This window comes from Amycolatopsis sp. NPDC005003 (assembly GCF_053600695.1).
The window spans coordinates 1-24,448 of the sequence record NZ_JBSGAI010000059.1 but is presented as its reverse complement, the minus strand read 5'-3'; the positions used below and the strand labels follow the sequence as shown (position 1 = coordinate 24,448).

Below are 24,448 nucleotides of genomic sequence, written 5' to 3'. Positions count from 1 at the left end.
GAGGAAACTCCAGTGTCGTCCCTTTCCCCGCACGCCCAGGCGATCTCGACGGCCGTGGTCAAGGCGGAGACCGAGCTGACCGGCGCCCGGATCTCCGGGGCGGCGGCCGCGTCGCTGCCTTCGCACCTGGCTCAGCTCGGCATCGTGCTGGCCACCGCGGTGACCGAAGCCCAGCAGGTCGAAGCGGATCCGACCCGGGCCGGCCGGGAGCTGATGCTCTGGCGGTTGCGGGAACCCGGTTACCTGCGTGCCATGATCGACCGCCCGGTCAAGCGGGCCAGCCAGGCGGCCGTGCTCCTGCCGGTGGTGCTGGCCTGGGCGTTGCTCGGGATCGCCGAAGTGTTCTACACCAAGCAGTACCTGTCGAAGCCGGTCGCCGAGCGGCCGCCGTTCTTCGCGGACTGGCTGCAGCACAACGACCTGCGCGGTCCGGTGGCGCTCTCCGGCCTGATCGTGGTCACGGTGCTGTGGCTCATGGGCAACGCCTGGTGGGCCGGCCGCGACGAGAAGGCCGCCGACGAGGCCGATCGGGTGGTGCACCGGCTCGAAGCCGAGCTTCTGCCGCCGCTGAACTCGCTGTACGGCCTGCTGGGACCGGCGCGCACCGGCGACGCGTCCCGCGTGGCGGCGCACGAACTCGCCCTCGCCGCCGACAAGTTCGGTCGTGCCACTGCCCGGCTCGGCGATGCGATGGCGGTCGTGGAACGGGCCGCGGGGGTCGTCGAACGGCTCACCGCGGCCCTGCCGACCCTGGAGGCCCAGGCCACGCGGCTCGCCGAAGCCGACACGCGGCTCGCTCGCACCGCCGATGAGATCACCGAGCGGACCGAGCCGATAACGGCCTTCACCGGCGCGGTGACGGCAGCCGGCGACCGGGTGCACGAGGCGGCCGGCAGCGTCCAGGCCACGCTCGCCGAGGCCACCCGGCGGCTCACCGAGGCAGCACAGCTGGCCGGGCAGACGGAGACGAGCCGCGTGGGCATCGTGGCCGCACAGGCGCCGTTCGGGCAGGCGGCCGCCGATGTGGCCGCGGCGGCCGCCAAACTCGACCGCACGATGAACGCCGTGCACGAGACGGCGCGCGACCTGCGCACGACGATCGCGGACGTCAACTGGCTGGCCGTGGTCCACGACGGGCTCCGCACGGCGGACCCCGGACACAACGGTGAGGTCACCGAGGGGAAGGCGGTGTCGTGATGCGGCGTCGTCGCCGTCGTGCCGGTTCGGGGATGCACGGCGCGGCGGGCTGGCTGTTCGCGGAACTGGCCATGATTCTGTTCCTGGTCGCCGTCGGCTCGCAGGAACCCGCCGCCGTCCCGGACGCCGCCGCACCGCCGCCGGCCCCGTCCCCGGCCGAGCCGCCCAACCCGCAGGGGCTCAAGCTGGAGACGCAGAAGTTCGCCCTGTCGACGGCGGGGGACAACGGTGCGGTGCTGACCCGGTTTCGCGAGACCCTCGACCGGACCGTCGGCGCGAACGCCAACGTCGGGCTGATCATGCTGTTCGGCAACGGCAGCCGATCCGGCCAACCGGTCATCCAGGGTACGCAGCTGTCGAAGCGGGTCCGTGACATCGTGTTGCCCGCCGGGATTCCCCAGCTGAAGTCCACGATCGACATCCGGTGCTACTTCGGCAGCGACGGGACGCCGGGTGACGTGACCGTGGAGCTGTTCCTGCTGACGGGGCCGGCATGAGCGTGCTGGACCGGTTCCGCACCGTGCTCCGCAGCCGCGTCGAGCCGCCGCTCCCGGGACCGGTGCCCCGGCCCGGTGCACGTTCCGAGCCGCCGACGGTACCGTTCGGATCGCCGGCCGGGCGCGTTGCCGCTCCCGACGAGGTGCTGGTCGCGGACGGCGCCGGCGGGCAGGCAGCCGAGCGGGTGACGGCGGCACTGGAAGAGCGAGGGCTGCGCTGCCGCCGGATCACGGCGGACGAACTCGGCCGACCGGCCGGCTGCGTGGTGATGCTGCTGCCGATGACCAGGACGGCGCCACCGGCCGAGTCGCCGGCCGGCGAGTACCTGGCCATGCTGCAGCTCCAGGCGAGCGATCCCGCTGCCGCGGCGCGCTTCACCGCGCCGGTGCTGATCGTCTGGTGCGTCCGGGGCGTCGACCGCGCCGTGCTCGCCGTACCGTTTCCTCCGAAGCGAAATCACGCCGCGGTATTGCTGGCGAACGCGTGGACGACGGAGCTCCGCTGTCACGCCGACAGCGAGCTCGCCGCGGTTCGCTGCCGCAGCACACGCGTGGCCGGACTCGCCCTCGACCACGGAGTCCTGGTCGACGTGCCCGTGCGAGATCTCCTCCGGGCCGTGGACACCCTCGCCGGGTCGTGGCTGCATTCGCTGATCGTCCACACGAACGGAAGCTGGTCGGACCCCGCGGCTGTCGTGGCGGCGGTTGCGGCCCTCACGCACCAGTGACGCCGATCCACCGGCCGCGGCACGGCGAGCCGGTTCCTTGCTCTCAGAACCGGCGTCTCCGGACCCACATGTGCGAACACCCGGTTCTCCGCGCCGTCGGACGGTGCTCGCACCGAAGTCACGTCAAGCACTCCGACGGCAGCTCGAACCAGTCCGGATCCTCGAAGCCCCGGGTCGTTCGCCCGGAATCCGCGTCCCTCGACCCGTTCGCCGCGGCGAAGATCCGGTCCGCGTCTTCGAGTTGCGCCGGCAAGGCGTCCTCCCTCAGCGTGTCCGGCGCGGGTGGTCGGCGCACGCCTTCCGGGGTGTATCGCAGGTCGGACAAGCTCAGCCGGGGTCCGGGAGCGCGGCGGTGGCGCCAGTGCCCGGTCGCCGGATCGAAGCGGTAGTCCGTCAGCAGTGTCCATCCCCTCGCCGCGACCCGGTGCACCGCCTGGATCACGTAGTCGACCACCGCGTCGGACATCGTGTAGTCGAAGCTGATCCGCGCCCAGCCCGGTTTGCCGCCCTCCCGGCCGGCGAGGACCTCGTTCCACAACCGCCGCGAACGAGCCGGGCTGATTCCGAGCAGGCGGTGCCCGTAGGGGCCGGCACAGGAACAGCCGCCGCGGGCCTGGATGCCGAACAGGTCGCTGAGCAACGTCACCACGTAGTCGTGGTGCAGCCGCTTCCCGCTCGGCCCGCGCACCAGCAGAGACACGATGGCCACCCGGTCGGCGTCGGCGTTGCCGAGCACCTCGAGGTTCGGGTCGGCCGACCACGATTCGAGCGCGCGCCGCAGGACCGCCTGCTCCCGTTCGCGGACGGCCGGGACGCCGACCGCCTGCTGCAGACCGAACACCAGCCCGGCCCGGACGGATTCGACGATCGCGGGAGTGCCGCCTTCTTCGCGGTGCGCGGCGTCGCCGAGGTAGTGGTGGTCCGTCGGACTGACGTAGTCCACGGTGCCGCCGCCGGGCACGCTCGGAACCCGGTTCCGCAGCAGTTCCCGGCGCACCACCAGCACTCCCGGCGTGCCGGGACCGCCGACGAACTTGTGCGGCGAGAGGAACATCGCGTCCTTGTGGGAACCGCCCCGGTGGTACATGCGCACACCTCCGTGCGGCGCGGCGGCCGCGCAGTCCCAGAACGCGAGCGCGCCGTGCTCGTGCAGCAGATCCGAGATCGCCGGGGTGTCGGAAACGATGCCGGTCACGTTCGAGGCCGCGGAAAAGGACCCGATCTTCAGCGGCCGGGTGGCGTGGCGAACCAGTTCGGCGCGGAGGGCGTTCCGGGACACGCCGCCGTCGGCGTCCTCCGGGATCGTGACCACGTCGCAGATCGATTCCCGCCAGAGCAGTTCGTTGGAGTGGTGCTCGAAGGGGCCGAGGAAGACGACCGGCCGGTCCTCCGGAGCGATCGCGCCGGCAAGCCGGTAGCGGTCCGGCAGCCGCAGGCCGAGGATGGTGATCAGCTTGTCGATGGCTCCCGTGGAGCCCGAGCCGGTGAAGATGACGACCGTGTCCTCGTCGCCGCCGACGGCGTCCCGGATCACCGAGCGGGCTTCCTCGCGCAGCGAGGTGGTCTGCGCCGCGGTGGCCGAGGACTCGCTGTGGGTATTGGCGTACCAGGGGAGGACGTGGTCGCGGATGAAGTCCTCGACGAAGGAGACCGCGCGCCCCGAAGCGGTGTAGTCGGCGTAGATCACGCGGCGAAGGCCGAAGGGACCGGTCATCGCCAGGTCGTTGCCGATGATCGACTGCCGCACGCGGTGCATCAGCGCGTTCTCCGCCACTCTTCCATTGGAGACCTCCCCACGGCCGGGCGGCAGAGGAAAAACGGGCAGTTCTCGTGGCCGTTCGCCTGCGGTGCCGCCGGGAGCCCGGTGAGCGCCGGGCGCGCGGATCACCAGTGGGCGGCGCCCAGCCCGTCCCTGGCGTGCTCCGGTCCCAGCATGTCGGGTTCGGGGGTGGACAGGGCCGTCCGGAGGAAGCGGCGCAGGACCGGCGAGTCCTCGTCGGGCCGCCAGCAGACGGCGGTTTCGACGACGGCGGTGTGCCGGCGCAACGGGCGTGCGATCAGGCCCGGCCAGAGCATCGAGCTGTACTGTGCGGGAAGCAGGGTCACCCCGGCGCCGGCCTCCACGAGGGCGAGGGCGTGCATGACCGAGGTCGCATCGCGGCGAGTGTCGGACGAACGCCCGGCGTCGGCCCAGGCGGCGCGGAGGTGGGCGGCGAGCCCCGCTCCGGCCTCGGCCGTGACCACCACCCGTTCGCCGCCCACCTCGGCCAGGTCGATGCGTTCCTCGCCGGCGGCGGGATGCGTCCGGGCCAGCACCGCGACGAGTGGCTCGCGGGCCACCACCGCGACTTCCAGCGCCCGGGCCCGGCTCGCCGCGTGCCGGGCCCGGCCGGGGCCGCCGGGTTCGAGGTGGAGCAGGCCGGCGTGCGCGTCGCGGCGGTGGACCCGCTCGACCACGTCGGAATCGGAGTCTTCGGTGAGGACGAGGTCGACGCCGGGTTCGAGCATGGTGCCGCCGATCAGGTGGGGCAGCAGCCGGGGCGAGACGGTGTGGCCGACGGCGACGGTCAGCCGGCCCCGGGTGCCGAGGCCGATCGTCCGCACCAGCTCGGTCGTGGTGTGGAGCTCGGAAAACAGGCGGCGCGCGCGTTCGGCCAGCGCCCGGCCCGCGGCCGTCAGCTCGACGCCGCGGCCGTGGCGGATCAGCAGGGGGACGCCGAGTTCGCGTTCCAGCGTCTGGAGCCGCACGCTCAGCGGAGGCTGCGTCATGTGCAGTGCTGCGGCGGCGCGACTGATCGAACCCTCCTCGGCGACGGCCAGGAAGCACTCCAGCGCCCGCAGATCCATATTCAGAGGCTATATCAGCGACGGTGACTTCGTATTGGACGTATAGCCGGTGAGTTCGCATACTCGTTCCACCGGTCGAAGCGGACCCAGAGGTGAGGCAGCGTGAGCGACAACCCCAGCAACCCCGGCCAGGTCACCACGGACGTCCTGGTCATCGGCAGCGGCCCGGCGGGCGCCTCGGCCGCGCTGTTCCTCGCCACCTACGGCGTGGACCACCTGGTGATCACCAAGTACCGATGGACGGCCAACACCCCGCGCGCGCACATCACCAACCAGCGCACGGTCGAAATCCTGCGCGACATGGGCATCGAAGCCGACATCAAGGCGCAGGGCACGCCCGCCGCGCTGATGGGCGACACGGTTTTCTGCACCAGCCTCGCCGGCGACGAGATCGGCCGGGTCCGGACCTGGGGGACGCACCCGGCCCGCAAGGCCGACTACACGCTGGCCAGCCCGTCCGAGAACTGCGACCTCCCGCAGACCCTGCTCGAGCCGATCCTGATCGGGCACGCCGCCGAGCGCGGCAGCAAGATCCGGTTCGACACGGAGTACCTGTCGCTGGAGCAGGACGACGACGGTGTCACCGTCACCGTGCGGGACAGGCTGTCCGGCCAGACCTACCCGATCCGCGCGAAGTACGTCATCGGCGCGGACGGCGGGCGCAGCCAGGTGGCCCGCGACATCGGGCTGCCCTTCGAAGGACAGATGGATCTCGCCGGAAGCATGAACATCGTCTTCCACGCCGACCTGACGAAGTACGTCGAACACCGGCCGAGCGTCCTGTACTGGGTGCTGCAGCCGGGCTCGGACATCGGCGGCATCGGGATGGGCCTGGTGCGCATGGTCCGGCCCTGGGACGAGTGGCTGGTCGTCTGGGGCTACGACATCAACCAGCCGCCCCCGCAGGTCGACGACGCCATGGCCACCAAGATCGTGCACGATCTGGTCGGCGACGACACCATCCCGGTCACCATCCGCTCCACCTCGTTGTGGGGCAACAACAAGATGTACGCCACCAAGTACCGGACCGGGCGCGTGTTCTGCGCGGGCGACGCCGTGCACCGGCACCCGCCGTCGAACGGCCTGGGCTCCAACACCTCCGTCCAGGACTCCTACAACCTCGCCTGGAAGCTCGCCGCGGTGCTGTCCGGCAAGGCGGGGGAGGGGCTGCTCGACAGCTACGACGCGGAGCGCGCCCCGGTCGGCAAGCAGATCGTGTTGCGGGCCAACAAATCCATCGAGGAGTTCGGCCCGATTTTCGACGCACTCGGGTTCACCGCGACCGGCGACCCGGCCGAGCAGATCGCGAACATGCGGGCCCGGGCCGAGGACACCCCGGAGGCGGCCGCGCAGCGTGCCGCGCTGCGGGAGGCGTTGGAACTGAAGGATTACGAGTTCAACGCCCACGGTGTCGAACTCGGTCAGCGGTACGCCTCCCGCGCGGTGGTCGGCGACGGCACGCCCGAGCCGGAGCCCACCCGCGATCCCGAGCTGTACTACCACCCGACCACCTGGCCGGGGGCGCGCTTGCCGCACTGCTGGCTCGGCCACGGCGGGCACCGGGTCAGCACCCACGACATCACCGGCAAGGGACGGTTCGCCGTGCTCACCGGCATCTCCGGGCAGGCGTGGGCCGAGGCGGCCACCGGCGCCGCCCGGTCGCTCGGCGTCGACGTCGACGCGCACGTGATCGGCCCCGGCCGCGAGTACACCGACGTCTACGACGACTGGGCGCGGCTGCGCGAGGTCACCGAGTCCGGCTGCGTGCTCGTCCGGCCGGACGCCCACGTCGGCTGGCGGGCCCACGAAGTGCCCGCCGATCCGGAAAAAGAGCTCACCGAGGCACTCGCCCGCCTGCTCGACCGCGCCTGAGGAGACCGGAGAATGTTCACCTACACGGCTCGGCCCGCCCGCATCGTCTTCGGGCCCGGCACCCTCGAGCGGGTCCGCGACGAGGTCGAACGGCTCGGGCGGTCCCGGGCGCTCGTTCTGGCCAGCCCGGACCTGGCGGAACCGGGTGACCGGGTCGAAAAGACCCTCGGCCCGCTCGCCGTGGGCCGGTTCGACGGCGCCGCCATGCACACCCCGGTCGAGGTCACCGAGCAGGCCCTCGCGCTGCTCCGGGAGGCCGGAGCGGACTGCGTGGTGGCGGTCGGCGGCGGCTCGACGACCGGGCTGGCCAAGGCACTCGCCGTCCGCACCGGCGTCGACCAGGTGATCCTGCCGACCACGTACGCCGGATCGGAGGTCACCCCGGTCCTGGGCGAGACGGTGGACGGGGTCAAGACGACGCGCTCGTCGCCGGACATCCTCCCCGAGACCGTGATCTACGACGTCGAACTTTCCCGGGAACTGCCCGTCCCGATCGCGGTGACCAGCGGCGTGAACGCGCTCGCGCACGCCGTGGAGGCGCTCTACTCGCCCGACGCCAACCCCGTCATCGACGGGATGGCGCTCGACGCCATCGGGCGGCTGGCAGGCGGACTCCGCGGGCTCGCCGAAGACACCCTCGAAGCGCGGACCGAACTGCTGCAGGGCGCCTGGCTCGCCGGGACCTGCCTCGGCGCGGTCGGCATGGGCCTGCACCACAAGCTCTGCCACACCCTAGGCGGCAGCTTCGGCCTTCCCCACGCGCCGACGCACGCCGTCGTGCTCCCGCACGCCATGGCCTACAACGCCGCCGCGGCACCCGACGCGATGCGCCGCATCGCCGACGCGCTCGGCGTCACCGACGCGCCGTCGGCCGTGTACGACCTGATCGCCGCGGCAGGTGGGCCGACCTCGCTGCGGGAACTCGGCCTGGCCGAGTCCGACCTCGACCGCGCGGCCGGACTCGCGACCGCTGCCCCGTACCCGAATCCCGCCGAGCCGACCCGGGACGGCATCGCGCGGCTGCTGCGCCGGGCCTGGGCCGGGGAGCGTCCCGCGCCCACCAGCGTGTCGGTGCTGGACCGGCTCACCGCTCAGGTCGTGTCGACGTTTGACGGCACACCGGATGCGCGGCTGCGTGCGCTGCTGCAGGACCTGGTTCCGCGGTTGCACGCCTTCGCCGTCGACAACGACCTGACCCAGGAAGAATGGCAACACGGCATCGATTTCCTGACCCGCACCGGGCAGATCTGCGACGCCACCCGGCAGGAGTTCGTGCTGCTGTCGGACACGCTCGGCCTGTCCAGCGTCGTCGATGTCCTGACCAATTCCCGTACCCCCGACACCACCCCGTCCGCGGTGCTCGGCCCCTTCTACGTCGACGGCCCACCCGAAGTGGCGCAGGGCGCCGACATCGCCGCGGGGATGCCCGGCACCCCGCTGTGGGTGGACGTGCGGATCACCGACACGGACGACAGGCCCGTGGCGGAAGCGGTCGTGGACGTCTGGCAGTCCAATGAGGACGGATTCTACGACGTGCAGCTGCCCGACCTCGACGGACCGGTCCTGCGCGGACGGCTCCGCACCGACCGTGACGGCCGCCTGCGGTTCTGGTCCATCCTGCCTTCGGAGTACCCCATCCCGTCCGACGGCCCGGTCGGCGCGATGCTGGCCGCGACCGAGCGGCACCCCTACCGCGCCCCGCACCTGCACTTCATGATCGCGGCCGAGGGCTGCCGTCGCCTGATCACCCAGCTCTTCGTCGCGGGCGGCAAGTACCTCGACTCCGACGCGGTGTTCGGCGTCAAGGACGATCTCATCGTGAACTTCGAACCCCGAACCGGCCCGACACCCGACGGCCGCACCGTCGACGGCGAATGGCGCCGGCTCGATTTCACCTTCCAGATCGCCCGCCGGTAACCGGGGAGGAACCCCCGGAACGCGATGGCCGTGGCCGGCTGGGCGACAGGAGGTCTCCGGGTTCGGTGCGCTGCACGGCGGGCACCCGCAGCCGCTCCGCCAAGCGGACGCTGATCAAGGTGTCGCGGGTGACTTGCCCGGCTCACCACTCACGACAGCCGTGGACATCCGGCCGCCGGTGGACACGGCGACGGCCGCGCCGGCCAGGCAGACGACGGAGGTGATCAGGAAGATCGCGCGGTATTCCGTCAGCAGCGCTTCGCGCACTGCGCCGAGGTAGCCGGCGAGTGCCTGGTCGTACGCCGGTTGGGACGGGAACAGGATCCGGATCGGCGGGTTCAGCGACGCGGTCAGAGTGTGGAAGTAGTGCAGGCCGAAGGCGGACACGGCGGCGACGCCGACCAGCATGCCGGTCATCCGCGCGACCACGACCGCGGCCGACGCGACGCCGTGCTGGGCGCGCGGCACGGCCCGCAGCGCGACCGCCGACAGCGGGGCGATGACCAGGCCGAGCCCCAGTCCGGCGAGGGCCAGGTCGACGTCGAGGCGCGGCAGCCCCAGGACGGACCTGGCCGAGAGGACGTCGGCGGGCCAGCGGGACATCAGCAGGTAGCCGCCGGCGGCGATGAGCATCCCGGCGCCGGCGATCCAGCGTTCGCCGATCCGCGTGGCGAGCAGGCCGCCGAGCAGCGCGCCGACCGGCAGCGCGACCAGGAACCGCAGGAGGAGCTCGACACTGCCGCCGTCGTCGCGGCCGAGCAGTGTCTGCGCGAACAGGTCGACGTCGACCAGCGTGATCATCAACGCCGCCCCCGCGGCGACGCTCGTCCCGAGTGCGGCGAGGAACGGCCGCAGTGCCACGTTCGCCGTGTCGACGAGCCGGACTTCGGCGCGTGACTCCCACCAGAGGAACGCGGCCAGGGCGATCCCGGCGCCGATCAGGAACGGCACTCCCCATGGCGGCAACACCTGCTCGCGCGGGTTCGGGTTGTCCAGGCCGATGACGAGCAACGCGAGCGTGAGGGCCAGCAGCAGGGCACCGGCGAGGTCCACGCGCGGCCGCCCGGCGGGTTTCCCGCCCCGCACGGAAACCTGCACCGCGACGGCGGCCAGCACGGTCAGCGGGACGTTCACCCAGAACACGCCGCGCCAGCCGGTCGCGGCGGCCAGCGCGATGCCGTAGAGCGGTCCGAGCACGCTGCCGAGCTCCTGCGCGGCGCCGACGGCCCCCAGCACGGCGGAACGGCGGTTGCCCGGCCACAGGTCCGCGGCCAGTGCGAGGGTGACCGGGAGCAGCGCGCCGCCGGCGGTCCCCTGGACGACCCGGCCCACGACCAGGAGCGGCACCGTGCCGGCCAGCGCGGTGACCACCGACCCGGCGAGGAAACCGCCGAGGCAGGCCTGCAGCAGCAGCTTGCGGCCGAACCGGTCGGAGTACTGGCCGAGCAGCGGCATCGCGGCCACGTAGCCGAGCAGGTAACCGGTGATGACCGGCGTGACGACCTCCAGCCGGTTCACCGGAACGCCCAGGTCGTCGATGATCTGCCGCAGCAGGCCGACGACGACGTAGGTGTCCAGCGCGCCGAGCAGCACGGCGAGACCGCCGGCGCCGACGGCGAGCGCGCGGCCGCCGGGCGGGCCGGCCGGCCCGGTCACGCCGGCGCGGTCACGGTGACCGGCTTGTCCACGTCGGACAGCGTGACGTCCACGCTCGCGTTGCCCGGGAACCCGAGCGAAGCCTTGAGCGGCAGGTGGCCGCCGTCCTGGCGGAGCCAGAAGGTGGCGTTCGCGTCCGAGGACACCCCCGGCACCAGGGCGGCCAGCGCGTCCTTCGGCACCGTCCCGGTGACGCGGTACGCCGGCGTGCCGCCGACGTCTTCCGTCCCTTCCGTCTTCGCGCCCTGGACCGAGGACAGCACCTTCGGGATGCCGCGCTGCGGGTCGAGGATCGCGGACGGGTCGTAGATCGACGAGCTCAGCGCCGCCGGGATCCGCTGGAACCCGCCGGTGGGCCCCTTGATGTACAGCGAGCCGTTCACGAGGACGAACTCGGCGTCGACGACCTGGCCCATCAGCTCCAGCGTGCCGGTGCCCTTCGCGCCGCCTCCGCCGGCCTTGGTCAGGTCACCGTCGACGCTGTGCACGCTCAGGCCCGGCACGGTGCCGTTGACCTTCAACGTGAAGTGCGTGCTGGTGACGCCGCCCGCCGCCGACGCGCTGTCCTTGAGCAGGGCGCCGGCGTCGGGCAGCGACGCGCCACCGCCGGAGCCCGAGGAACAGCCGGTGACGATCGCCGCGCCCAGAGCCATCGCCGCGAGCAGGGTACGCCGCAGAATCATGCGCACACCCTAGTTCAGTGGCCGTTCCCTGCCGTCGGTCGGCGCGCCGCGGCTATGCCGAATACGCCCCTGCCGCGAGGTCGTCGAGGAGGGAGGGGCCGCCGGGCGTCCAGCCGAGCAGCTCCCGCGTCGCGGTGCTGGTCGCCGAGAGGTCCATCCCGAAGAACCCGCCGATCCAGCCGAAGTGGGCCGGGACGTCGTCCGCGGGGATCGACGCGACGGGCAGGTCGAACGCGCGGCCGATCGCCTGCGCGATTTCGCGGGTCGGCACGCCCACTTCGGCGACGGCGTGCAGGCGAGTGCCCGCAGGTGCCTTTTCGAGCCCGAGGGTGACCATCCGGGCGGCGTCGGTGCGGTGCACGGCGGCCCAGCGGTTGGTGCCGTCGCCCGGGTAGCCGGAAACGCCTTTCTCGCGGGCGATCGCCGCGAGGACGGCGATGAACCCGTGGTCGCCGGTGCCGTGCACGGTCGGCGCGAACCGCAGGCTGACGGCGTGCACCCCCTGATCGACGAACCCGAGCGCGAGGTTCTCGCTTCCGCCCCGGGGCGAGTCGGGGCCGTGGAACGGCGAGGCGTCGTCCTCGGTGGCCGGCCGGCCCTGGGCGAGGGCGGCGATGCCGGAGGCGAGCAGGAACGGACGGCCGGTGCCCGCGAGCGTGTCGCCGATGGTCCGGACGGCGGCCCGTTCGGCCGCGTTCGAGACGGCCGGGTGGACGAAGTCGTGCTTGTTCGCGAGGTGGATGACGGCGTCGGCGTCCTCGGCGCCGGCGCGGAGGCCGGCCAGGTCGTCCAGGTCACCGCGGCGGACGCGGGTGCCCTTCGCCGTCAACGCGGCGGCGGACGCTTCGGACCGGGCCAGCCCGGTGACCTCGTGGCCCGCGGCGAGCAGGTCGTCGACGACGGCCGAGCCGATCCAGCCGGAGGCTCCCGTGACGAAAACGTGCATTTCGTGATCTCCCTGGCAGTTGATGTCGGTGACTGACGTCAGTCACCGACATCACCGTACGCCCCACGGCAGCCGCTGTCATCACCTACACTCGACCCCATGGTCCGCTGGGAACCCGGAGCTGCCGAGCGGCTTCAGAAGGCCGCTCTCGAGCTGTTCGCCACGCGCGGGTTCGAGCAGACGACCACCATGGAGATCGCCGAGTCCGTCGGCCTGACCGAGCGCACCTTCTTCCGGCACTTCAGCGACAAGCGCGAGGTCCTCTTCCACGGCCAGCAGCGGCTCGTGGACGCGTTCCTCGCCGGCATCGACGCGGCACCGCCGGACGCGTCCCCGATCGAGCTCGTCGCCGGTGCGCTGCAGTCTTCGGCGTCCTTCTTCCCGGACGAGCGCCGGGCCCACTCCCGGACCCGGCAGTCGGTCATCGACCGGAACCCGGCGCTGCAGGAACGTGAGCGGCACAAGCTCGCCAGCATCGCCGCGACGGTCGCCGACGCCCTGCGCCGCCGAGGCATCGGCGACGTGGCCGCCACCCTGGCGGCGGAGTCGGGCGCCACCGTGTTCGCGATCGCGTTCACCCAGTGGATCCGCGAAGACGAGCAGCGTTCTCTCGCGGACATCGCCGCGGAGGTGCTGCGCGAACTGCGGACCCTGACCGCGACGGCGTCGGAACGGTCTGCCAGGGCGTGACCTTGTCGATCGACCGCCCCGCCCACGCCCGGCGTTCGGTGGCCATGCGGCTTCCTGGCGCACCGCGGTTCCCGCCGGGGAACGCGCGGCCGGCAGGGCACGAAGCACCTGTGGCGGCGCTGGAGCCACTGTCCGAAATGGTCCCGGTGACGCGGCGGTCGTCCGGGACGGGGTCGCGCAGCGCATCCCCGCGGCGCGGCTGGTGCCGGGGGACGTCGTGGAGCTCGCCGCCGGCGACCGGGTGCCGATCTGCGGCCACAAGCCGCCGGACGCCGGGATCGCGCCCGCCTCGAACGGCGTCCGGTTCGTGTGACGGCGCGGGATCGCGTCCGCCAGCTCGACCAGGCGGGCGTCTGGACGGCGGGCCGCGAAGGGCCGGACCACGGCCAGCAGCGTCGGGTCGTCGCGCCGGGGGAACAGCGTCGTGGCCGGGTGGGCGCCGAGCGACTGGATGGCCGTGCGCAGGTTGAACAACGCTGCCCCGCACGAAAGCAGCAGCTCGCGCCGGTCGGCGTCGGCCACCGGGAGGGCGCGGTCCGGATCGGCGTGCAGCTCGAGACCCGCGGCTGTGCAGCGGAACCGCCAGGGCTGCGTGTTGTGCGTCGACGGAGCGAGCGCCGCCGCGCCGATCACAGACTTCACCTGATCGGGGTCGAGCAGGCCGATCGAGGTGATGGGTAGTGTCATGGCTTCCCCCTCGGTGCCGGGGACCGGCACGCTGTCGATCCGGAGGCTTCCGTCGACGGTCACTCGCCCCGCCCCGCCCTGCCGGGGAAAGGGGACAAAGTCACCGATGATGCGGAGGCCGTGGTGAGCGGAGCCGGGCAGGAGCCACGGCGGATGGCGGGCACGCTGTCCGGCATTCGGCTGCGCGAGCTGCTGCGTGACCTGCAGGACCGGATCGAGCTGTTGATCGGCACCCGCGACAAGATGGACGGTCTGCTCGACGCCGTGCTGGCGGTCGCCTCCGGGCTCGAACTGGACACGACGCTGACGCAGATCGTGCAGGCCGCCATCGAGCTGGGCGAAGCGAAGTACGGCGCGCTCGGCGTGCTCGCCGAAGACGGCAGCCTGTCCGAGTTCATCTACCTCGGCATCGACGACGAAGCCCGCCGCCTCATCGGCGACCTGCCCGAGGGGCACGGCGTGCTCGGCGTGGTCATCGACGAGGCCAAACCGCTGCGGCTGGCGGAGATCTCCGCCCACCCGGCCTCGGTGGGCTTCCCGCCGCACCACCCGCCGATGCACACGTTCCTCGGTGTCCCGGTGCGGGTGCGCGACGAAGTGTTCGGCCGGCTGTACCTGACGGAGAAGAAGAACGGGGAGCCGTTCACCGACGACGACGAGGTCGTCGTGCAGGCTCTCGCCGCGGCGGCCGGGATCGCGATCGAGAACGCGCACCTCTACGAGCAGGCCCGGGTGCGCCAGCAGTGGCTCGCCGCGACCAGCGAGGTGACCACCGAGCTGCTGGGTGGCACCGACCCGGCGGAGGCGCTCAACCTGATCGCCAGCCGCGCGCTGGAGCTGACCGGCTCCGACGTCACGATGCTCGCGCTGCCGAACTCCGGGCGCTTCGACGTCGACGAGGACTGGGGCGACGACGTCGACGACCTGACGGTCACCGTGTGCGCGGGCACGCGGGCGGCCGAGCTGTCGGGGACGCGCATCGCCATCGAGGAAAGCGTGCCGGGCTCGGTGTACCGGGACCGGACCCCGCGCAGCGTGCCCGACCTGAGCCTGCGCGACCACCGGTTCGGCCCGGCGATGGTGGTGCCGCTGCGGGCGGGGGACCGGACGACCGGGGTGCTCATCGCGATCCGGGAATCCGGGGCCGGGTCGTTCGAGGCGGCCCAGCTGTCGGTGGTGGCGTCGTTCGCCGATCAGGCGGCGCTGGCGTTGCAGTTGGCGGCGCAGCAGCGGGCGGCGCGGGAGCTGGATGTGCTGGGTGACCGTGACCGGATCGCGCGTGACTTGCACGACCACGTTATCCAGCGGCTGTTCGCGGTGGGGTTGTCGATGCAGAGCACCCAGCGGCGGACGAAGTCTCCGGAGCTGCAGAAGCGGCTCGGGGACAGTATCGAGCAGATGCATGAGATCGTGCAGGAGATCCGCACGGCGATCTTCGACCTGCATGGTGGCGCGGCGGGCGAGACGGGCGTGCGGCTGCGGCATCGGCTGCATGACGCGATCGCTGAGCTGACCGACGACGCGCCGTTGCAGCCGACGGTCAGCATGTCGGGTCCGATCGACACGGTGCCGGCGCAGCTGGCCGAGCACGTCGAGGCGGTGGTGCGCGAGGCGGTGAGCAACGCGGTGCGGCACGCGGACGCCTCGGCGGTGACGGTGTCGGTGGCGGTGAAGGACGAGACGATCCGCGTGGTCGTGGTCGACGACGGCAAGGGCCTGCCCGAGGGCATCTCGCCGAGCGGGCTGGGCAACCTGCGTGACCGGGCGAAGGCGTCGGACGGCACGTTCTCGCTGGACAGCGGCCCCGACGGCGGGGTCAGGATCGAGTGGTCGGCCCCGGTCGGCTGAGCGGGCAGGAGCTCCGCCCGCGTCGCCCGGGCATCGAACCGAGGTCTCCTTGTCCTGCGACCCCCGAAGTCGCCCGCAAGGAGGAACGGATGACCGCCCTCACCAGGTGACCCGCCCACCCTCGTGCCGGGCGTGGGGCATCATGGGCCTGACGACGAACCGGCTGCTGCTGGGCGGAATCGCGTTCGAGCTGGTGTTCGCGGCCGCGGTGATCTACCTGCCACCGCTGCAGGCGCTGTTCGGGACCGCTGCGTTGCCGGCTTGGGTGGTCGCGATGCTGCTCCCGATGCCGGTGCTCGTCTGGGGCGGGGACGAGCTGTTCCGGTGGGCCACCCCGCCACCCTTGACCCTGGAGGCGCAGGGAGGTCAAGCCGGCGCGAGCCGGCTCGCCGCCTCTGGGCCCCGGCCGTGCGGCTGGATGGCGAACGACGTGCCGGGTAGCAGCGTGTCGCGCGGCCGGACGAGGATCGCGCGGACCGTGTCGCCCGCGTGGGCGCCGATCTCGAGGGCCCACCGCAGTGCCGCGTCGCCGCGGGGCGAACCGTCCATGCCGACGATGAGGGCGCGACCAGTGCTCATGACTTTCCTTCTTCCCTCAGGGGTTGCCGCGATCCTGCGTCCGGAGGACCGCAGCCGGTAGGGACGAATTCCGCCGGGGTGAGTGACTTTGTGCTCCGGTGTCGGAGCCGCCGCCACCGCGACCATGACTGCGGTGGAGCACCCTGCCCGCGATGAGGAGTGACCGCGATGATCGCACCGGCGGCCCTGACCAGTGAGCAGATCGGCGTTCTCGCGCGCGCCGTGAGCCGGGCGCCTTCGGTGCACAACAGCCAGCCGTGGCAGCTGCTCGTCCGCGGCACCGAGGTCGACCTGATCGAGCGCCGGGACGTCCACCTGCGCCGGCACGATCCGTTCGACCGGGACCGCGTGCTCTCCTGCGGTGCCGCCCTGACCAACCTCGAACTCGCCGTCCGGGCCCTCGGCCGGGACTGCCACGTCGACCTGCGCGCCGGCGGCGACGTCGTGGCCACGGTGACGATCGGCCGCCCGCGGGCGACCTCCGCCCGTGCCTACGCGCTGTACCAGGCGATCGGCCGCCGTCGCAGCCATCGGCACCGGTTCTTCCACAACCGGGTGCCGTCAGACGTCCGTCGCGCGCTGGCCGCCGCCGGCGAGACGACGGGCGTCCACGTCGTCGTGCCCGGGCGGCTGGACAAGCTGGCCGAGCTCTTCGGCTTCGCCACGCGCGTCCTCCGGGACGACCGCGGCTACCAGCGCGAGCTCGAGGTGTGGACGGCCCACACCCACGGGTGGGACGCGCACGGCGACGGCATCGCCGAGGGCGCGCTCAACTCCGAAGCCCTTCCGGTCGCGGGGCTCGTCCGCGCCGCCACGCCGGTTCCGGACGACGCCGTGCTCGCCGACCGGCTCGCCGCGGAGAACCTGCTGATCTTCTGCACCGACGGCGACGCCCGGCCCGACCAGCTGGCCGCCGGCGCGGCGCTGGAGCGCACCTGGCTGACCGCGGCGTCGAAGGCGCTGGCCGGCTCGGTCATCACCCAACCCCTGCACCTCACCGGCGTCCGGGCGCGGCTCGTCTCCGAGCTGGCCCTGCCCGGCGTTCCGCAGGCGATCTTCCGCTACGGCTACCCGGCCGTCCCCGCCGCGCCCTCACCCCGGCTCCCGCTCGGCGAGCTGTTCCCCCCTCCCGGAGGAAACCGATGACCTGCGTTCGCGACCTCGCCGAGATCCGGCTCACGCCGACCCCGGACGTCATCGGCCCGGCACGGGCGGCGAGTGGTGCATCCCGCTGGAGGCCACCCGATGACTCCGGCCGTCGAAATCCGCGGGTGTGGTCGAGGAGGGAAGGTCTTTGGTCCTTCCCGGTCGTGACGCGCGGCCGTCGCGGCGCCCGGTGGCCTCCGGCGATGCTGAAGGCGCCCGTTCCCCAGACACCGGAGCCCGACGATGAGCCGACCACTGCCCAGCGTGTTCGACCAGGCCCTCGCCTCGGCCGTGCGCGCGCCGTCGCCGCACAACACCCAGCCCTGGCGGTTCGTCGTCGAGCACGAGGCCGTCGAAGTCCGGCTGGACCGCGAGCGCGTCCTCGCCGTCGCGGATCCGCACGGGCGGGAGGCGCGGCTCGCCTGCGGGGCGGCCGCCTTCAACCTGCAGATCAGCCTGCGGGCCAACGGGTTCGCCACGGTCGTGCGGCTGCTGCCCGACCCGGCCGAGCCCGACCTGGTCGCGGTGATCCGGCTCGACGGCAACGAGAAGTCCACCGCGGCCGAACGCAGGCTCGCCGAGGCCGTGTTCCGCCGGCACACGAACCGGCGGCCGTTGCTGGACAAGGAGGTGCCGCCGGTCGTGCGGGCCGCGCTGAAGTCGGCGGCTCTGCAGGAGGGCGGCCAGATCGAGTACCTCGACGCGTCGGGCCGGTACACCCCGGTGGCCTCCTTGGTGCGGCAGGCCGAAGCGCTGCAGGCCGACGACGACGAGTTCCGCGCCGAAGCCGCGTTCTGGACCCACCGCGACCCCGAAAGCCCCGACGGCGTGCCGAAGATCGCTTCCGGGCCGCCGCCGCACCGCCAGGGGATCGTGTCGATGCGCGCGTCGCACGAAAACCAGGACCTGCCGGCGCGCGAGTACGAACAGGAACCCCTGCTCGGTGCCCTGCTCACCCGCGACCGGGGCCCGCACGCGGAGGTGCGCGCCGGGATGGCCATGCAGCGGGTCCTGCTCACCGCGACCGCCGGAGGCCTGGCGACGTCGTTCCTCTCGCAGCCGTTCGAGACGCCGCGCACGCGGGAGTCGCTCGACCGCCTCTTCGCCGGGGCCGGGCAGCCGCACACGCTGCTGCGCATCGGCTACGGCTATCCGACCCGGCTGACCGGTCGTCGTCCGGTGCACGAGGTGCTGACCCACCGGACCACGGCCGGGTGAAGCTCAGCGGTGGGCCGTGGCGCGCAGGACGTCCTGGAAGGTGATCATCCCGACGACGTGCCCGCCTTCGACCACCGGCGCCGAGCGCACCCCGGCGCCGGTCATCCGCCGCGCCAGCTCGCCCACGTCGGTGTCCGCCGGCACCGCCAAACCGTGTGTGCGCATGACCGAGCCCGCCGTGCGCGGGCCGCCGCCGAGCAGCACACCGACCGCCTCCAAAATGGCCTGCTCGCCCTCGTGCTGCTGCTCGCCGTCGTCGCCGTGCCGCTCGCGGCGAGCATCGGCTCCGACTCCGGTTGGCGACGCTGATTCTCCTGGCTGTCGCCTACCGGCTTTCGGTGTTCTCGCTCAACCGGCTGCGCTACGCCCGCTGGCAGCAGGAGTGGCTCGCCGGCCAGGACCGCAAAACCCGTTCTTGAGGACGAAGAGAACTGAACCCCCATGACCACGGCAAACCAGGGCGACATCGTCGTCGGCGTGGACCATTCGGCGGTCAGCGCGGCCGCGCTGCGCGCGTGGACGTTCGAGCCGGTCCACGACCTCGGCGCGGCGGTCGCCGGGACACCGCGGACCGTCGCCGACCGCGAGCGGCGGCAGCTGGACGAGGTCGTCGGCGAGGTGCGGGCCGAGCACCCGGGCGTCGTCGTCCGGGCCGAGCCGGTCGAACATTCGCCGGCGGTGGCGCTGGAAGAGGCGTCGAAGACCGCGTCGATTGCGGCTGAGCCGCGAAGAAACGGCCACCGTCCGAATCGGACGGTGGCCGTTTTCGGCCGGGTTCAGCTACGCCGGCCCGGTCTGTCGTACACGAGTGCCTTCCGGGCAGGGGAAAGGGCGCCCGCCGACGGCGGGCGCCCCGGGGCGATGGTGGTCAGCGCAGCCACTTGCGGTCGCCGACGAGGCCGGCCCAGCGGCGGCCGAAACCCCACGTGTTCCCGGCCGCCGCGGCGGCCAGCGCGATCAGGACGAGCGCGTAGACGACGTGGTAGTCGACGATCGGGTTGGTCGAGTGCGTGGCCTCGCCGGTGCTCGTGGCCTGCGCGAGCGGCCATTCGGCGGCCCACATCATGAGCATCATCAGCGCGCCGGCGGCCGCGCTCAGCCGCAGCCCGACACCGGCGATGACGGCGATGCCGATGCCGGCCAGGCCGAGCATGAACAGCCAGTCGGCCCACCACGTGCCGGCCCAGGAGTGGAACATCGACTCGAACGGCCCGGCGTCGACGCCGCTCAGGAAGCCCTTGGTCGGCGAGCCGCCGTTGATCCAGGCACCCTTCGACGGGGTCGCGTAACCCCAGCCGAACAGCTTGTCGAGGAACGCCCACAGGAAGACGAACCCGGTGGCGACGCGCAGGACGGCCAGGGCCTTCCCGGCGACGGTGGGACCGGCGGCGAAATCGGGGACCGGCGCCGGTTCGGTGACCCGGTGAGCCGGGGCCGGGGTGGGAGCCGTCTTCTTCGCGTCCGGCTGGATGGACATGGCAAACCTCCGTTCCTTCGGTGCTGCGGTCAGTTTCTTCCGGTTCCACCGCGGTTTCCGGAGTCGAAAGTCCCCGCCCGGGAGGCCCTTGGGTGCCCGTTACCGGTGGACGGACCGAAGTCCTTCCGGAACGGGCCGGAAGCCTCGCGCGGGTGCCGGTTGGCTTCCGTGGAGGCGAAAGGGGAATCGGATGAGCGGCCCGGAACCGGTGGTCGACGGCGCGGCCGGAGCACCGGCTGGATGCTCGCGGCGAAAGCCCTCGCGGTGAGAACCATCTAACCGCCGGGTGACGGTGCTCTTACGCGCCGGCAACCTTCCCGCGGTTCCCTGGCCACACGGTGACCAGGATGACCGGGAGGGCGACTTGACGAGCATCTACGAGCGGATCGGCGGCCACGAAGCTCTGACGACCGTTGTCGGAGACTTCTATGAGCGCGTCCTCGCGGACGCGGAACTGGCGGTGTTCTTCAAGGGAACGAACCTGCCCCGGCTGAAGGGGATGCAGGTCGAGTTCTTCGCCGCCGCGCTCGGCGGCCCGGACGAGTACCGCGGGCGGTCCATGAAGGACGTGCACCGGGGGCGGGGCATCGCCCAGCACCACTTCGACCTCGTGGCGAAGTACCTGACCGATTCCCTGCTCGCGGCCGGGGTGCCGGAGGAGACCACGCACGACATCATCGGCGCCGTCGCGCCGTTGTCGCCGGACATCGTCTCCCCGGCCTGACGGGGACGGATGCCCGCCGGGCCGCATCACCGGCGGGCACTCGGCCGGCGATCGCCCGATCGGCTTCACCGGCTCGACCGTCCGGGGCGCCGACGATGTCGCGGGAGACGATGGTGTCCTCGGTGCAGCGCAGGATGTGGTGGACGCGCCGGCCGAAGAATTCGCCGGGGTGGCTCAGCGAGCCTGAGCCGACGCAGCGCGCACCCGGGCACGGGCGTGGGCGACCGCGTCGTCGAGGCTGGCGAACAGGTGGCTGCCGGTGCGGAGGGCGCCGGTGGTGGCCAGCAGGTGCCGGTGGTGGGCCTGGATCCCCTTCAGCAGCACCGTGACGCCCCGCGCCTCCAGCTCCTCGATGGTCTCGCCCAGCGCCTTCGCGCCGGTCGCGTCGAGCAGGTGCAGGCGCGAGAATCGCAGGATGACGACGAGGACGTCGTCGGCCGCGGCCGCGATCTCGGTCATCACCCGTTCCGAAGCGCCCCAGAACACGGCGCCTTCGAACCGGAAGACCGCGATGTGCTCGTCGCCGTCGGCGGCCGGGCCGGGCAAGGTGTCGCGGCGGGCCCGGGCGGCGTGGGCGAGGTGGCGCAGCGCGAAGAACGCGGCGACCAGCAGGCCGATCTCCACCGCGAGGATGAGGTCGGCCGCGACGGTGACGAGCGCGGTCACGGCGAAGGTGACCGCGCTGGACCGGCTCGCCCGGACGACTTCGCGGATCGTGGCGAGCGGCACCATGCGCAGGCTGGTGATCAGCAGGACACCGGCGAGGGCGGCCAGGGGAATCCGGGAGACGAGCCCGGTGGCGGCGTAGATCACCGCCAGGATCACCAGCGCGTGGCTGATGGACGCGAGCCGCGTGCGCGCCCCGGAGCGGACGTTGACCGCGGTGCGGGCGATCGCGCCGGTCGCGGGCATCCCGCCGAACAGCCCGCTGGCGATCGAGGCGAGGCCTTGGCCGACGAGCTCGCGGTCCGGGCGGGTGGGTCCCATCGGCGGCCCGCCACGCGTCATCGTCGCGGCCACCCGGGTCGACAGCAGGGATTCGATGGCCGCGAGTGCGGCCACGGCGACGACGGCCCCGGCGAGGTCGTGCACCACGCCGACGTCGAAGTGCGGCAGCGCGGGCACAAGGCTGCTCGGCAGGCTCCCGATGCGCGGCACCGGGGCGTGCGTGACTTCGGCGGCGACGGTCGCCACGGTCACCGCCACCAGGGACGCCGGGATCCCGCGGTGCAGCTTCGGCAGCGCGAGCATGATCACCGCCACGACGGCGACCGTCGCCACCGTCCAGACCGCCACGCCACCGGCGTTCGCGACGGCGGATACCGCGCCCAGCAACGGGTTCCGGCCCGGTGGTGCGGTCGTCCCGACGGCCGCGGGGATCTGCTGGAGGAAGATGATGCAGGCGATGCCGAGGGTGAAGCCTTCGACGACCGGCCAGGGCAGGTAGCCCACCAGCCTGCCGAGCCGCGCCGCGCCCGCGGCGAGCACGACGACGCCGCCGAGGATCGACACGAGTGCCACGGACGCCGTCCCGTGGACGGCCACGATCGGCGCCAGGACGACGGCCATGGCCCCGGTCGGGCCGGAGACCTGGACCGGTGAGCCGCCGAAGACCGCGGCCACGATCCCGGCCACCACGGCGGTGATGAGCCCGGCCGCCGCGCCGGCACCCGAGCTGATGCCGAAGGCCAGCGCCAGCGGCAGGGCCACGACGCCGACGGTGACACCGGCGAGGAGATCCGCGCGCAGGACGGCCGGGCGCAGGTCGTAGTCGGCCCGGCCGGGCAGCAGCTCCCGGGCGGCCGCGAGGCGGCTCACGCTTTGGCCGCGATCGCGTCGAGGATGGCCTGCGGGCTGGCGCCGGGCAGGGGCGGCAGTTCGTGTGCGGTCCGGAGCCGGTCGGAATCCGGGGTCAGGCTCGACAGCAGGAAGGCGCGGGCCACGACCAGGAGTTCCGCGACGAGCGGCTGGGCGAGCCGGTATTCGACGGCGTTGCCGCTGCGGGTGGAGGTGACGACGCCGCTGCGGCGGAGCACCGCGAGGTGCTGGGACAGGTGGGACGCTTCGCAGCCGGTCACCTCGAGCAGCCGGGTGACCGGTGTGCCCTCTTCGCCGGCCGCGGCCAGCACCTCCAGCACCTGGATCCGGATCGGGTGGGCCAGGCACTTGAACAGGTCGGCCTTGATCCGGTAGAGCGGCTCGGTCGTGCGGGAGCGGGCGGGCATGGGCACCTCCTGGATTGATGACTCTATCAATCCATCAACCCGCGGTTCCGGCGGGGCGCCGCCGGCAGCACCGGGGTCGCTCGCCGAGTGGGGTCATCCAGTTCTTGTCAGGGCGTCCCGGCGGCGTTCGTACTCCTCCTGGTCGATCTCGCCGCGGGCGAACCGCTCGTCGAGGATCCGGCGGGCCGTGTCGGCCGGTGGTGGCGGCTGCGGTCCCCGCCGGGCGAGGACGACGGCGAGGGCGACCAGCGCGGCCAGGATCAGCACCCCCGGCAGAACCACTGACAACGAGGAAAGCCGATGACCGACCGAGCATTCCCGGACGGCTTCACCGTCAAGACAGCGGTCGCGATGGCGGTGGCTTCCGGCTCGACCTTCGCACCGCGGCGCCGCCGGGAGGGCCGGAGTGCCTTCGCCCCGGGGACTTTCGGTGCTCGGGCGCCACGCCTGCGCGAGCCGAGCTGCAGCAGTTCGGCGGGGGACACCGGGCACGGGCGTCCGGCCGGGCCGCGGAATTCAAGTGACGAAAGTCCCTGCCGAGGGGGCCCAACGGCGCCATCCGCCGGCGGCCGCACGGACGTACTGTCGGGTCCCGGACAGAGCCGGTCCGACGTGGCCGGTGCACGACCCCCGGCGTTGGAGAGTGATTTCCCTGCTCACCGGAATCGACCGTGATCACGGCCTGCGCAGCGGGCTGACCGGCTACCTGGCCGCGGTGAGCGCCGCGGCCGGCGTGGGGGAGGAGTCCTGCACCGTGGACCTCGACGCCCCCGCCTCGGCGTACATCGCCCTCGACGTGCGCCTGGCCCGCCACCCCGGCCGGGACATGGCGCTGCTGTGGGACGAACGGCACGGCTGGGCGTTCGCGATGGAAACCCATTCCGGCGAGGACCTGCTGGTGCTGGCCTACCTCGGCGGCGAGCTCGTGCCGAGCCCGGCCCGGGTCCGCGGCTTCGTCGCGGCGATCCGGTCCGCCGGTGGGACGTCCGCGCCACCCGTGCCGCCGGATCTGCGCGGTGGCCGCGGCGAACTGCTGGGCCGCCTGCGCTGGTACCGGCGGATTTTCCCGCACCTGCCCCGGACGGGGTGATCTCGTGTCCACTGTGGAGACACCGGGCCGGACGCCCGCCGAGACCGAGGTGCTGGTCCGGGCGATGACGCGGGCGCCGTCGGTGCGCAACACGCAGCCCTGGTTCCTGGAAGCCGCCCCGGGCGAGCTGCTGGTGCGCGCGGAACCTGCCCTCCCGCGCCGCGATCCGCACAGCCGGGACCGCACCGCTTCCTGCGGCGCGGCGCTGTGCGAAGACCTCGGGCTGACCGGCTTCCCCCAGGCCCTCCTCCGCATCGGCTACGCCGCGGAGGAGGACCCGCCCAGCCCGCGCCGGGCGGTCGGCGAGGTGCTGCACCGCGGACCTTAGTGGTCGGTTTCGGAAGTTCTTCGGGGGTCGTGTCGACCCCGGATCAGTAGGGGTTGTCCAGGTAGAGGCGGCAGGCGCAGTCGAGGGCTTCTT

At 72.7% G+C, this 24,448-nt stretch carries 26 protein-coding genes and 1 pseudogene; 16 read left to right on the top strand and 11 right to left on the bottom strand.

Annotated features, from left to right (window positions below; all coding sequences use genetic code 11):
• Window positions 1–12 precede the first annotated feature (12 nt).
• The 3 genes from ACWED2_RS42500 to ACWED2_RS42490 are packed head-to-tail and all read left to right on the top strand — an operon-like array spanning window position 13 to window position 2,422.
• The gene (locus ACWED2_RS42500; protein WP_449696172.1) at window positions 13–1,197 is read left to right on the top strand and encodes a hypothetical protein; all 1,185 of its coding nucleotides are present in this window, start codon (window positions 13–15) and stop codon (window positions 1,195–1,197) included.
• On the top strand, window positions 1,194–1,694 hold the full coding sequence (locus tag ACWED2_RS42495) for a hypothetical protein (RefSeq protein WP_449696171.1): 501 nt from the start codon (window positions 1,194–1,196) through the stop codon (window positions 1,692–1,694). Before ACWED2_RS42500 ends, ACWED2_RS42495 begins: the two co-directional genes overlap by 4 nt.
• Window positions 1,691–2,422: a hypothetical protein gene (locus ACWED2_RS42490; protein ID WP_449696170.1), complete on the top strand. Its 732-nt coding sequence runs from the start codon at window positions 1,691–1,693 to the stop codon at window positions 2,420–2,422. Before ACWED2_RS42495 ends, ACWED2_RS42490 begins: the two co-directional genes overlap by 4 nt.
• Before the next feature lie 118 nt (window positions 2,423–2,540).
• Here ACWED2_RS42490 and ACWED2_RS42485 read toward each other — a convergent pair whose 3' ends face one another.
• Window positions 2,541–4,196, bottom strand: coding sequence for an aminotransferase class V-fold PLP-dependent enzyme (locus tag ACWED2_RS42485; RefSeq protein WP_449696169.1), 1,656 nt, complete (start codon window positions 4,194–4,196; stop codon window positions 2,541–2,543).
• Window positions 4,197–4,306: 110 nt separating this feature from the next.
• A complete protein-coding gene (locus ACWED2_RS42480) occupies window positions 4,307–5,269 on the bottom strand; it encodes a LysR family transcriptional regulator (RefSeq protein WP_449696168.1) in 963 nt (320 codons plus the stop codon).
• Between the two features lie 102 nt (window positions 5,270–5,371).
• On the opposite strand from ACWED2_RS42480, the gene ACWED2_RS42475 reads away from it, so the two are divergent.
• Together ACWED2_RS42475 and ACWED2_RS42470 are read left to right on the top strand one after the other, a co-directional pair.
• Window positions 5,372–7,141, top strand: coding sequence for an FAD-dependent oxidoreductase (locus tag ACWED2_RS42475; protein ID WP_449696167.1), 1,770 nt, complete (start codon window positions 5,372–5,374; stop codon window positions 7,139–7,141).
• A gap of 12 nt (window positions 7,142–7,153) precedes the next feature.
• Complete coding sequence (locus tag ACWED2_RS42470; protein ID WP_449696166.1) at window positions 7,154–9,058, top strand: maleylacetate reductase and hydroxyquinol 1,2-dioxygenase domain-containing protein; 1,905 nt, start codon at window positions 7,154–7,156, stop codon at window positions 9,056–9,058.
• Window positions 9,059–9,172: 114 nt separating this feature from the next.
• On the opposite strand, the gene ACWED2_RS42465 is transcribed toward ACWED2_RS42470, so the two are convergent.
• Genes ACWED2_RS42465 through ACWED2_RS42455 form a run of 3 tightly spaced genes read right to left on the bottom strand, consistent with a single transcriptional unit; the run spans window position 9,173 to window position 12,343 of the window.
• Window positions 9,173–10,714: an MFS transporter gene (locus tag ACWED2_RS42465; RefSeq protein ID WP_449696165.1), complete on the bottom strand. Its 1,542-nt coding sequence runs from the start codon at window positions 10,712–10,714 to the stop codon at window positions 9,173–9,175.
• Entirely contained in the window at window positions 10,711–11,397 is a 687-nt protein-coding gene (locus ACWED2_RS42460; RefSeq protein WP_449696164.1) for an LppX_LprAFG lipoprotein, read from the bottom strand. Before ACWED2_RS42460 ends, ACWED2_RS42465 begins: the two co-directional genes overlap by 4 nt.
• A 52-nt stretch (window positions 11,398–11,449) precedes the next feature.
• Window positions 11,450–12,343, bottom strand: a complete 894-nt coding sequence (locus ACWED2_RS42455) for an SDR family oxidoreductase (protein WP_449696163.1) — start codon at window positions 12,341–12,343, stop codon at window positions 11,450–11,452.
• 99 nt (window positions 12,344–12,442) lie between these two features.
• Here ACWED2_RS42455 and ACWED2_RS42450 point away from each other — a divergent pair, with 99 nt between their 5' ends.
• From ACWED2_RS42450 to ACWED2_RS42435, 4 genes and pseudogenes are all read left to right on the top strand, one after another.
• The gene (locus tag ACWED2_RS42450; RefSeq protein ID WP_449696162.1) at window positions 12,443–13,033 is read left to right on the top strand and encodes a TetR family transcriptional regulator; all 591 of its coding nucleotides are present in this window, start codon (window positions 12,443–12,445) and stop codon (window positions 13,031–13,033) included.
• Window positions 13,020–13,346, top strand: coding sequence for a P-type ATPase (locus ACWED2_RS42445; protein WP_449696193.1), 327 nt, complete (start codon window positions 13,020–13,022; stop codon window positions 13,344–13,346). Before ACWED2_RS42450 ends, ACWED2_RS42445 begins: the two co-directional genes overlap by 14 nt.
• Before the next feature lie 527 nt (window positions 13,347–13,873).
• Window positions 13,874–15,568, top strand: a complete 1,695-nt coding sequence (locus ACWED2_RS42440) for a GAF domain-containing protein (protein WP_449696192.1) — start codon at window positions 13,874–13,876, stop codon at window positions 15,566–15,568.
• Window positions 15,569–15,710: 142 nt separating this feature from the next.
• Window positions 15,711–15,884, top strand: a pseudogene (locus ACWED2_RS42435) (cation transporting ATPase C-terminal domain-containing protein); the annotation flags it as partial.
• A gap of 50 nt (window positions 15,885–15,934) precedes the next feature.
• On the opposite strand, the gene ACWED2_RS42430 reads toward ACWED2_RS42435, so the two are convergent.
• Window positions 15,935–16,147 (bottom strand): universal stress protein, encoded by a 213-nt coding sequence (locus tag ACWED2_RS42430; RefSeq protein WP_449696196.1) that lies wholly within the window; start codon window positions 16,145–16,147, stop codon window positions 15,935–15,937.
• Between the two features lie 168 nt (window positions 16,148–16,315).
• Between ACWED2_RS42430 and ACWED2_RS42425 the strand changes: the two genes are divergently transcribed.
• Together ACWED2_RS42425 and ACWED2_RS42420 are read left to right on the top strand one after the other, a co-directional pair.
• Window positions 16,316–17,293, top strand: a complete 978-nt coding sequence (locus ACWED2_RS42425; protein ID WP_449696161.1) for an Acg family FMN-binding oxidoreductase — start codon at window positions 16,316–16,318, stop codon at window positions 17,291–17,293.
• 243 nt (window positions 17,294–17,536) lie between these two features.
• On the top strand, window positions 17,537–18,511 hold the full coding sequence (locus ACWED2_RS42420) for an Acg family FMN-binding oxidoreductase (protein WP_449696160.1): 975 nt from the start codon (window positions 17,537–17,539) through the stop codon (window positions 18,509–18,511).
• A gap of 3 nt (window positions 18,512–18,514) precedes the next feature.
• Here ACWED2_RS42420 and ACWED2_RS42415 read toward each other — a convergent pair whose 3' ends face one another.
• The gene (locus ACWED2_RS42415; RefSeq protein WP_449696159.1) at window positions 18,515–18,655 is read right to left on the bottom strand and encodes a CBS domain-containing protein; all 141 of its coding nucleotides are present in this window, start codon (window positions 18,653–18,655) and stop codon (window positions 18,515–18,517) included.
• 9 nt (window positions 18,656–18,664) lie between these two features.
• On the opposite strand from ACWED2_RS42415, the gene ACWED2_RS42410 reads away from it, so the two are divergent.
• Entirely contained in the window at window positions 18,665–18,820 is a 156-nt protein-coding gene (locus tag ACWED2_RS42410; RefSeq protein ID WP_449696158.1) for a hypothetical protein, read from the top strand.
• The gene (locus ACWED2_RS42405) at window positions 18,808–18,930 is read left to right on the top strand and encodes a hypothetical protein (RefSeq protein ID WP_449696157.1); all 123 of its coding nucleotides are present in this window, start codon (window positions 18,808–18,810) and stop codon (window positions 18,928–18,930) included. Before ACWED2_RS42410 ends, ACWED2_RS42405 begins: the two co-directional genes overlap by 13 nt.
• Before the next feature lie 449 nt (window positions 18,931–19,379).
• Here the strand turns inward: ACWED2_RS42405 and ACWED2_RS42400 are convergent, their stop codons facing one another.
• Window positions 19,380–19,988: a hypothetical protein gene (locus ACWED2_RS42400; RefSeq protein WP_449696156.1), complete on the bottom strand. Its 609-nt coding sequence runs from the start codon at window positions 19,986–19,988 to the stop codon at window positions 19,380–19,382.
• 364 nt (window positions 19,989–20,352) lie between these two features.
• Here ACWED2_RS42400 and ACWED2_RS42395 point away from each other — a divergent pair, with 364 nt between their 5' ends.
• Window positions 20,353–20,712, top strand: a complete 360-nt coding sequence (locus tag ACWED2_RS42395) for a group I truncated hemoglobin (protein ID WP_449696155.1) — start codon at window positions 20,353–20,355, stop codon at window positions 20,710–20,712.
• A 174-nt stretch (window positions 20,713–20,886) separates the two neighbouring features.
• Here ACWED2_RS42395 and ACWED2_RS42390 read toward each other — a convergent pair whose 3' ends face one another.
• From ACWED2_RS42390 to ACWED2_RS42380, 3 genes are all read right to left on the bottom strand, one after another.
• Complete coding sequence (locus ACWED2_RS42390) at window positions 20,887–22,530, bottom strand: SulP family inorganic anion transporter (protein WP_449696154.1); 1,644 nt, start codon at window positions 22,528–22,530, stop codon at window positions 20,887–20,889.
• Window positions 22,527–22,937 carry an ArsR/SmtB family transcription factor gene (locus tag ACWED2_RS42385; protein WP_449696153.1) on the bottom strand — a complete coding sequence of 137 codons (411 nt, stop codon included), beginning with the start codon at window positions 22,935–22,937 and terminating at the stop codon, window positions 22,527–22,529. Before ACWED2_RS42385 ends, ACWED2_RS42390 begins: the two co-directional genes overlap by 4 nt.
• 93 nt (window positions 22,938–23,030) lie before the next feature.
• Entirely contained in the window at window positions 23,031–23,225 is a 195-nt protein-coding gene (locus ACWED2_RS42380; RefSeq protein ID WP_449696152.1) for an SHOCT domain-containing protein, read from the bottom strand.
• A 355-nt stretch (window positions 23,226–23,580) separates the two neighbouring features.
• On the opposite strand from ACWED2_RS42380, the gene ACWED2_RS42375 reads away from it, so the two are divergent.
• Together ACWED2_RS42375 and ACWED2_RS42370 are read left to right on the top strand one after the other, a co-directional pair.
• The gene (locus ACWED2_RS42375) at window positions 23,581–24,027 is read left to right on the top strand and encodes a DUF6292 family protein (protein WP_449696151.1); all 447 of its coding nucleotides are present in this window, start codon (window positions 23,581–23,583) and stop codon (window positions 24,025–24,027) included.
• 4 nt (window positions 24,028–24,031) lie between these two features.
• The gene (locus ACWED2_RS42370) at window positions 24,032–24,355 is read left to right on the top strand and encodes a nitroreductase family protein (RefSeq protein WP_449696150.1); all 324 of its coding nucleotides are present in this window, start codon (window positions 24,032–24,034) and stop codon (window positions 24,353–24,355) included.
• Window positions 24,356–24,448 lie beyond the last annotated feature (93 nt).

Coding starts and splice junctions, on each gene's coding strand:
- ACWED2_RS42430 (WP_449696196.1), bottom strand. CDS start 16,147: ATGAGCACTGGTCGCGCCCTCATCGTCGGCATGGACGGTTCGCCCCGC.
- ACWED2_RS42440 (WP_449696192.1), top strand. CDS start 13,874: ATGGCGGGCACGCTGTCCGGCATTCGGCTGCGCGAGCTGCTGCGTGAC.
- ACWED2_RS42425 (WP_449696161.1), top strand. CDS start 16,316: ATGATCGCACCGGCGGCCCTGACCAGTGAGCAGATCGGCGTTCTCGCG.
- ACWED2_RS42450 (WP_449696162.1), top strand. CDS start 12,443: ATGGTCCGCTGGGAACCCGGAGCTGCCGAGCGGCTTCAGAAGGCCGCT.
- ACWED2_RS42420 (WP_449696160.1), top strand. CDS start 17,537: ATGAGCCGACCACTGCCCAGCGTGTTCGACCAGGCCCTCGCCTCGGCC.
- ACWED2_RS42400 (WP_449696156.1), bottom strand. CDS start 19,988: ATGTCCATCCAGCCGGACGCGAAGAAGACGGCTCCCACCCCGGCCCCG.
- ACWED2_RS42460 (WP_449696164.1), bottom strand. CDS start 11,397: ATGATTCTGCGGCGTACCCTGCTCGCGGCGATGGCTCTGGGCGCGGCG.
- ACWED2_RS42385 (WP_449696153.1), bottom strand. CDS start 22,937: ATGCCCGCCCGCTCCCGCACGACCGAGCCGCTCTACCGGATCAAGGCC.
- ACWED2_RS42490 (WP_449696170.1), top strand. CDS start 1,691: ATGAGCGTGCTGGACCGGTTCCGCACCGTGCTCCGCAGCCGCGTCGAG.
- ACWED2_RS42480 (WP_449696168.1), bottom strand. CDS start 5,269: ATGGATCTGCGGGCGCTGGAGTGCTTCCTGGCCGTCGCCGAGGAGGGT.
- ACWED2_RS42455 (WP_449696163.1), bottom strand. CDS start 12,343: ATGCACGTTTTCGTCACGGGAGCCTCCGGCTGGATCGGCTCGGCCGTC.
- ACWED2_RS42470 (WP_449696166.1), top strand. CDS start 7,154: ATGTTCACCTACACGGCTCGGCCCGCCCGCATCGTCTTCGGGCCCGGC.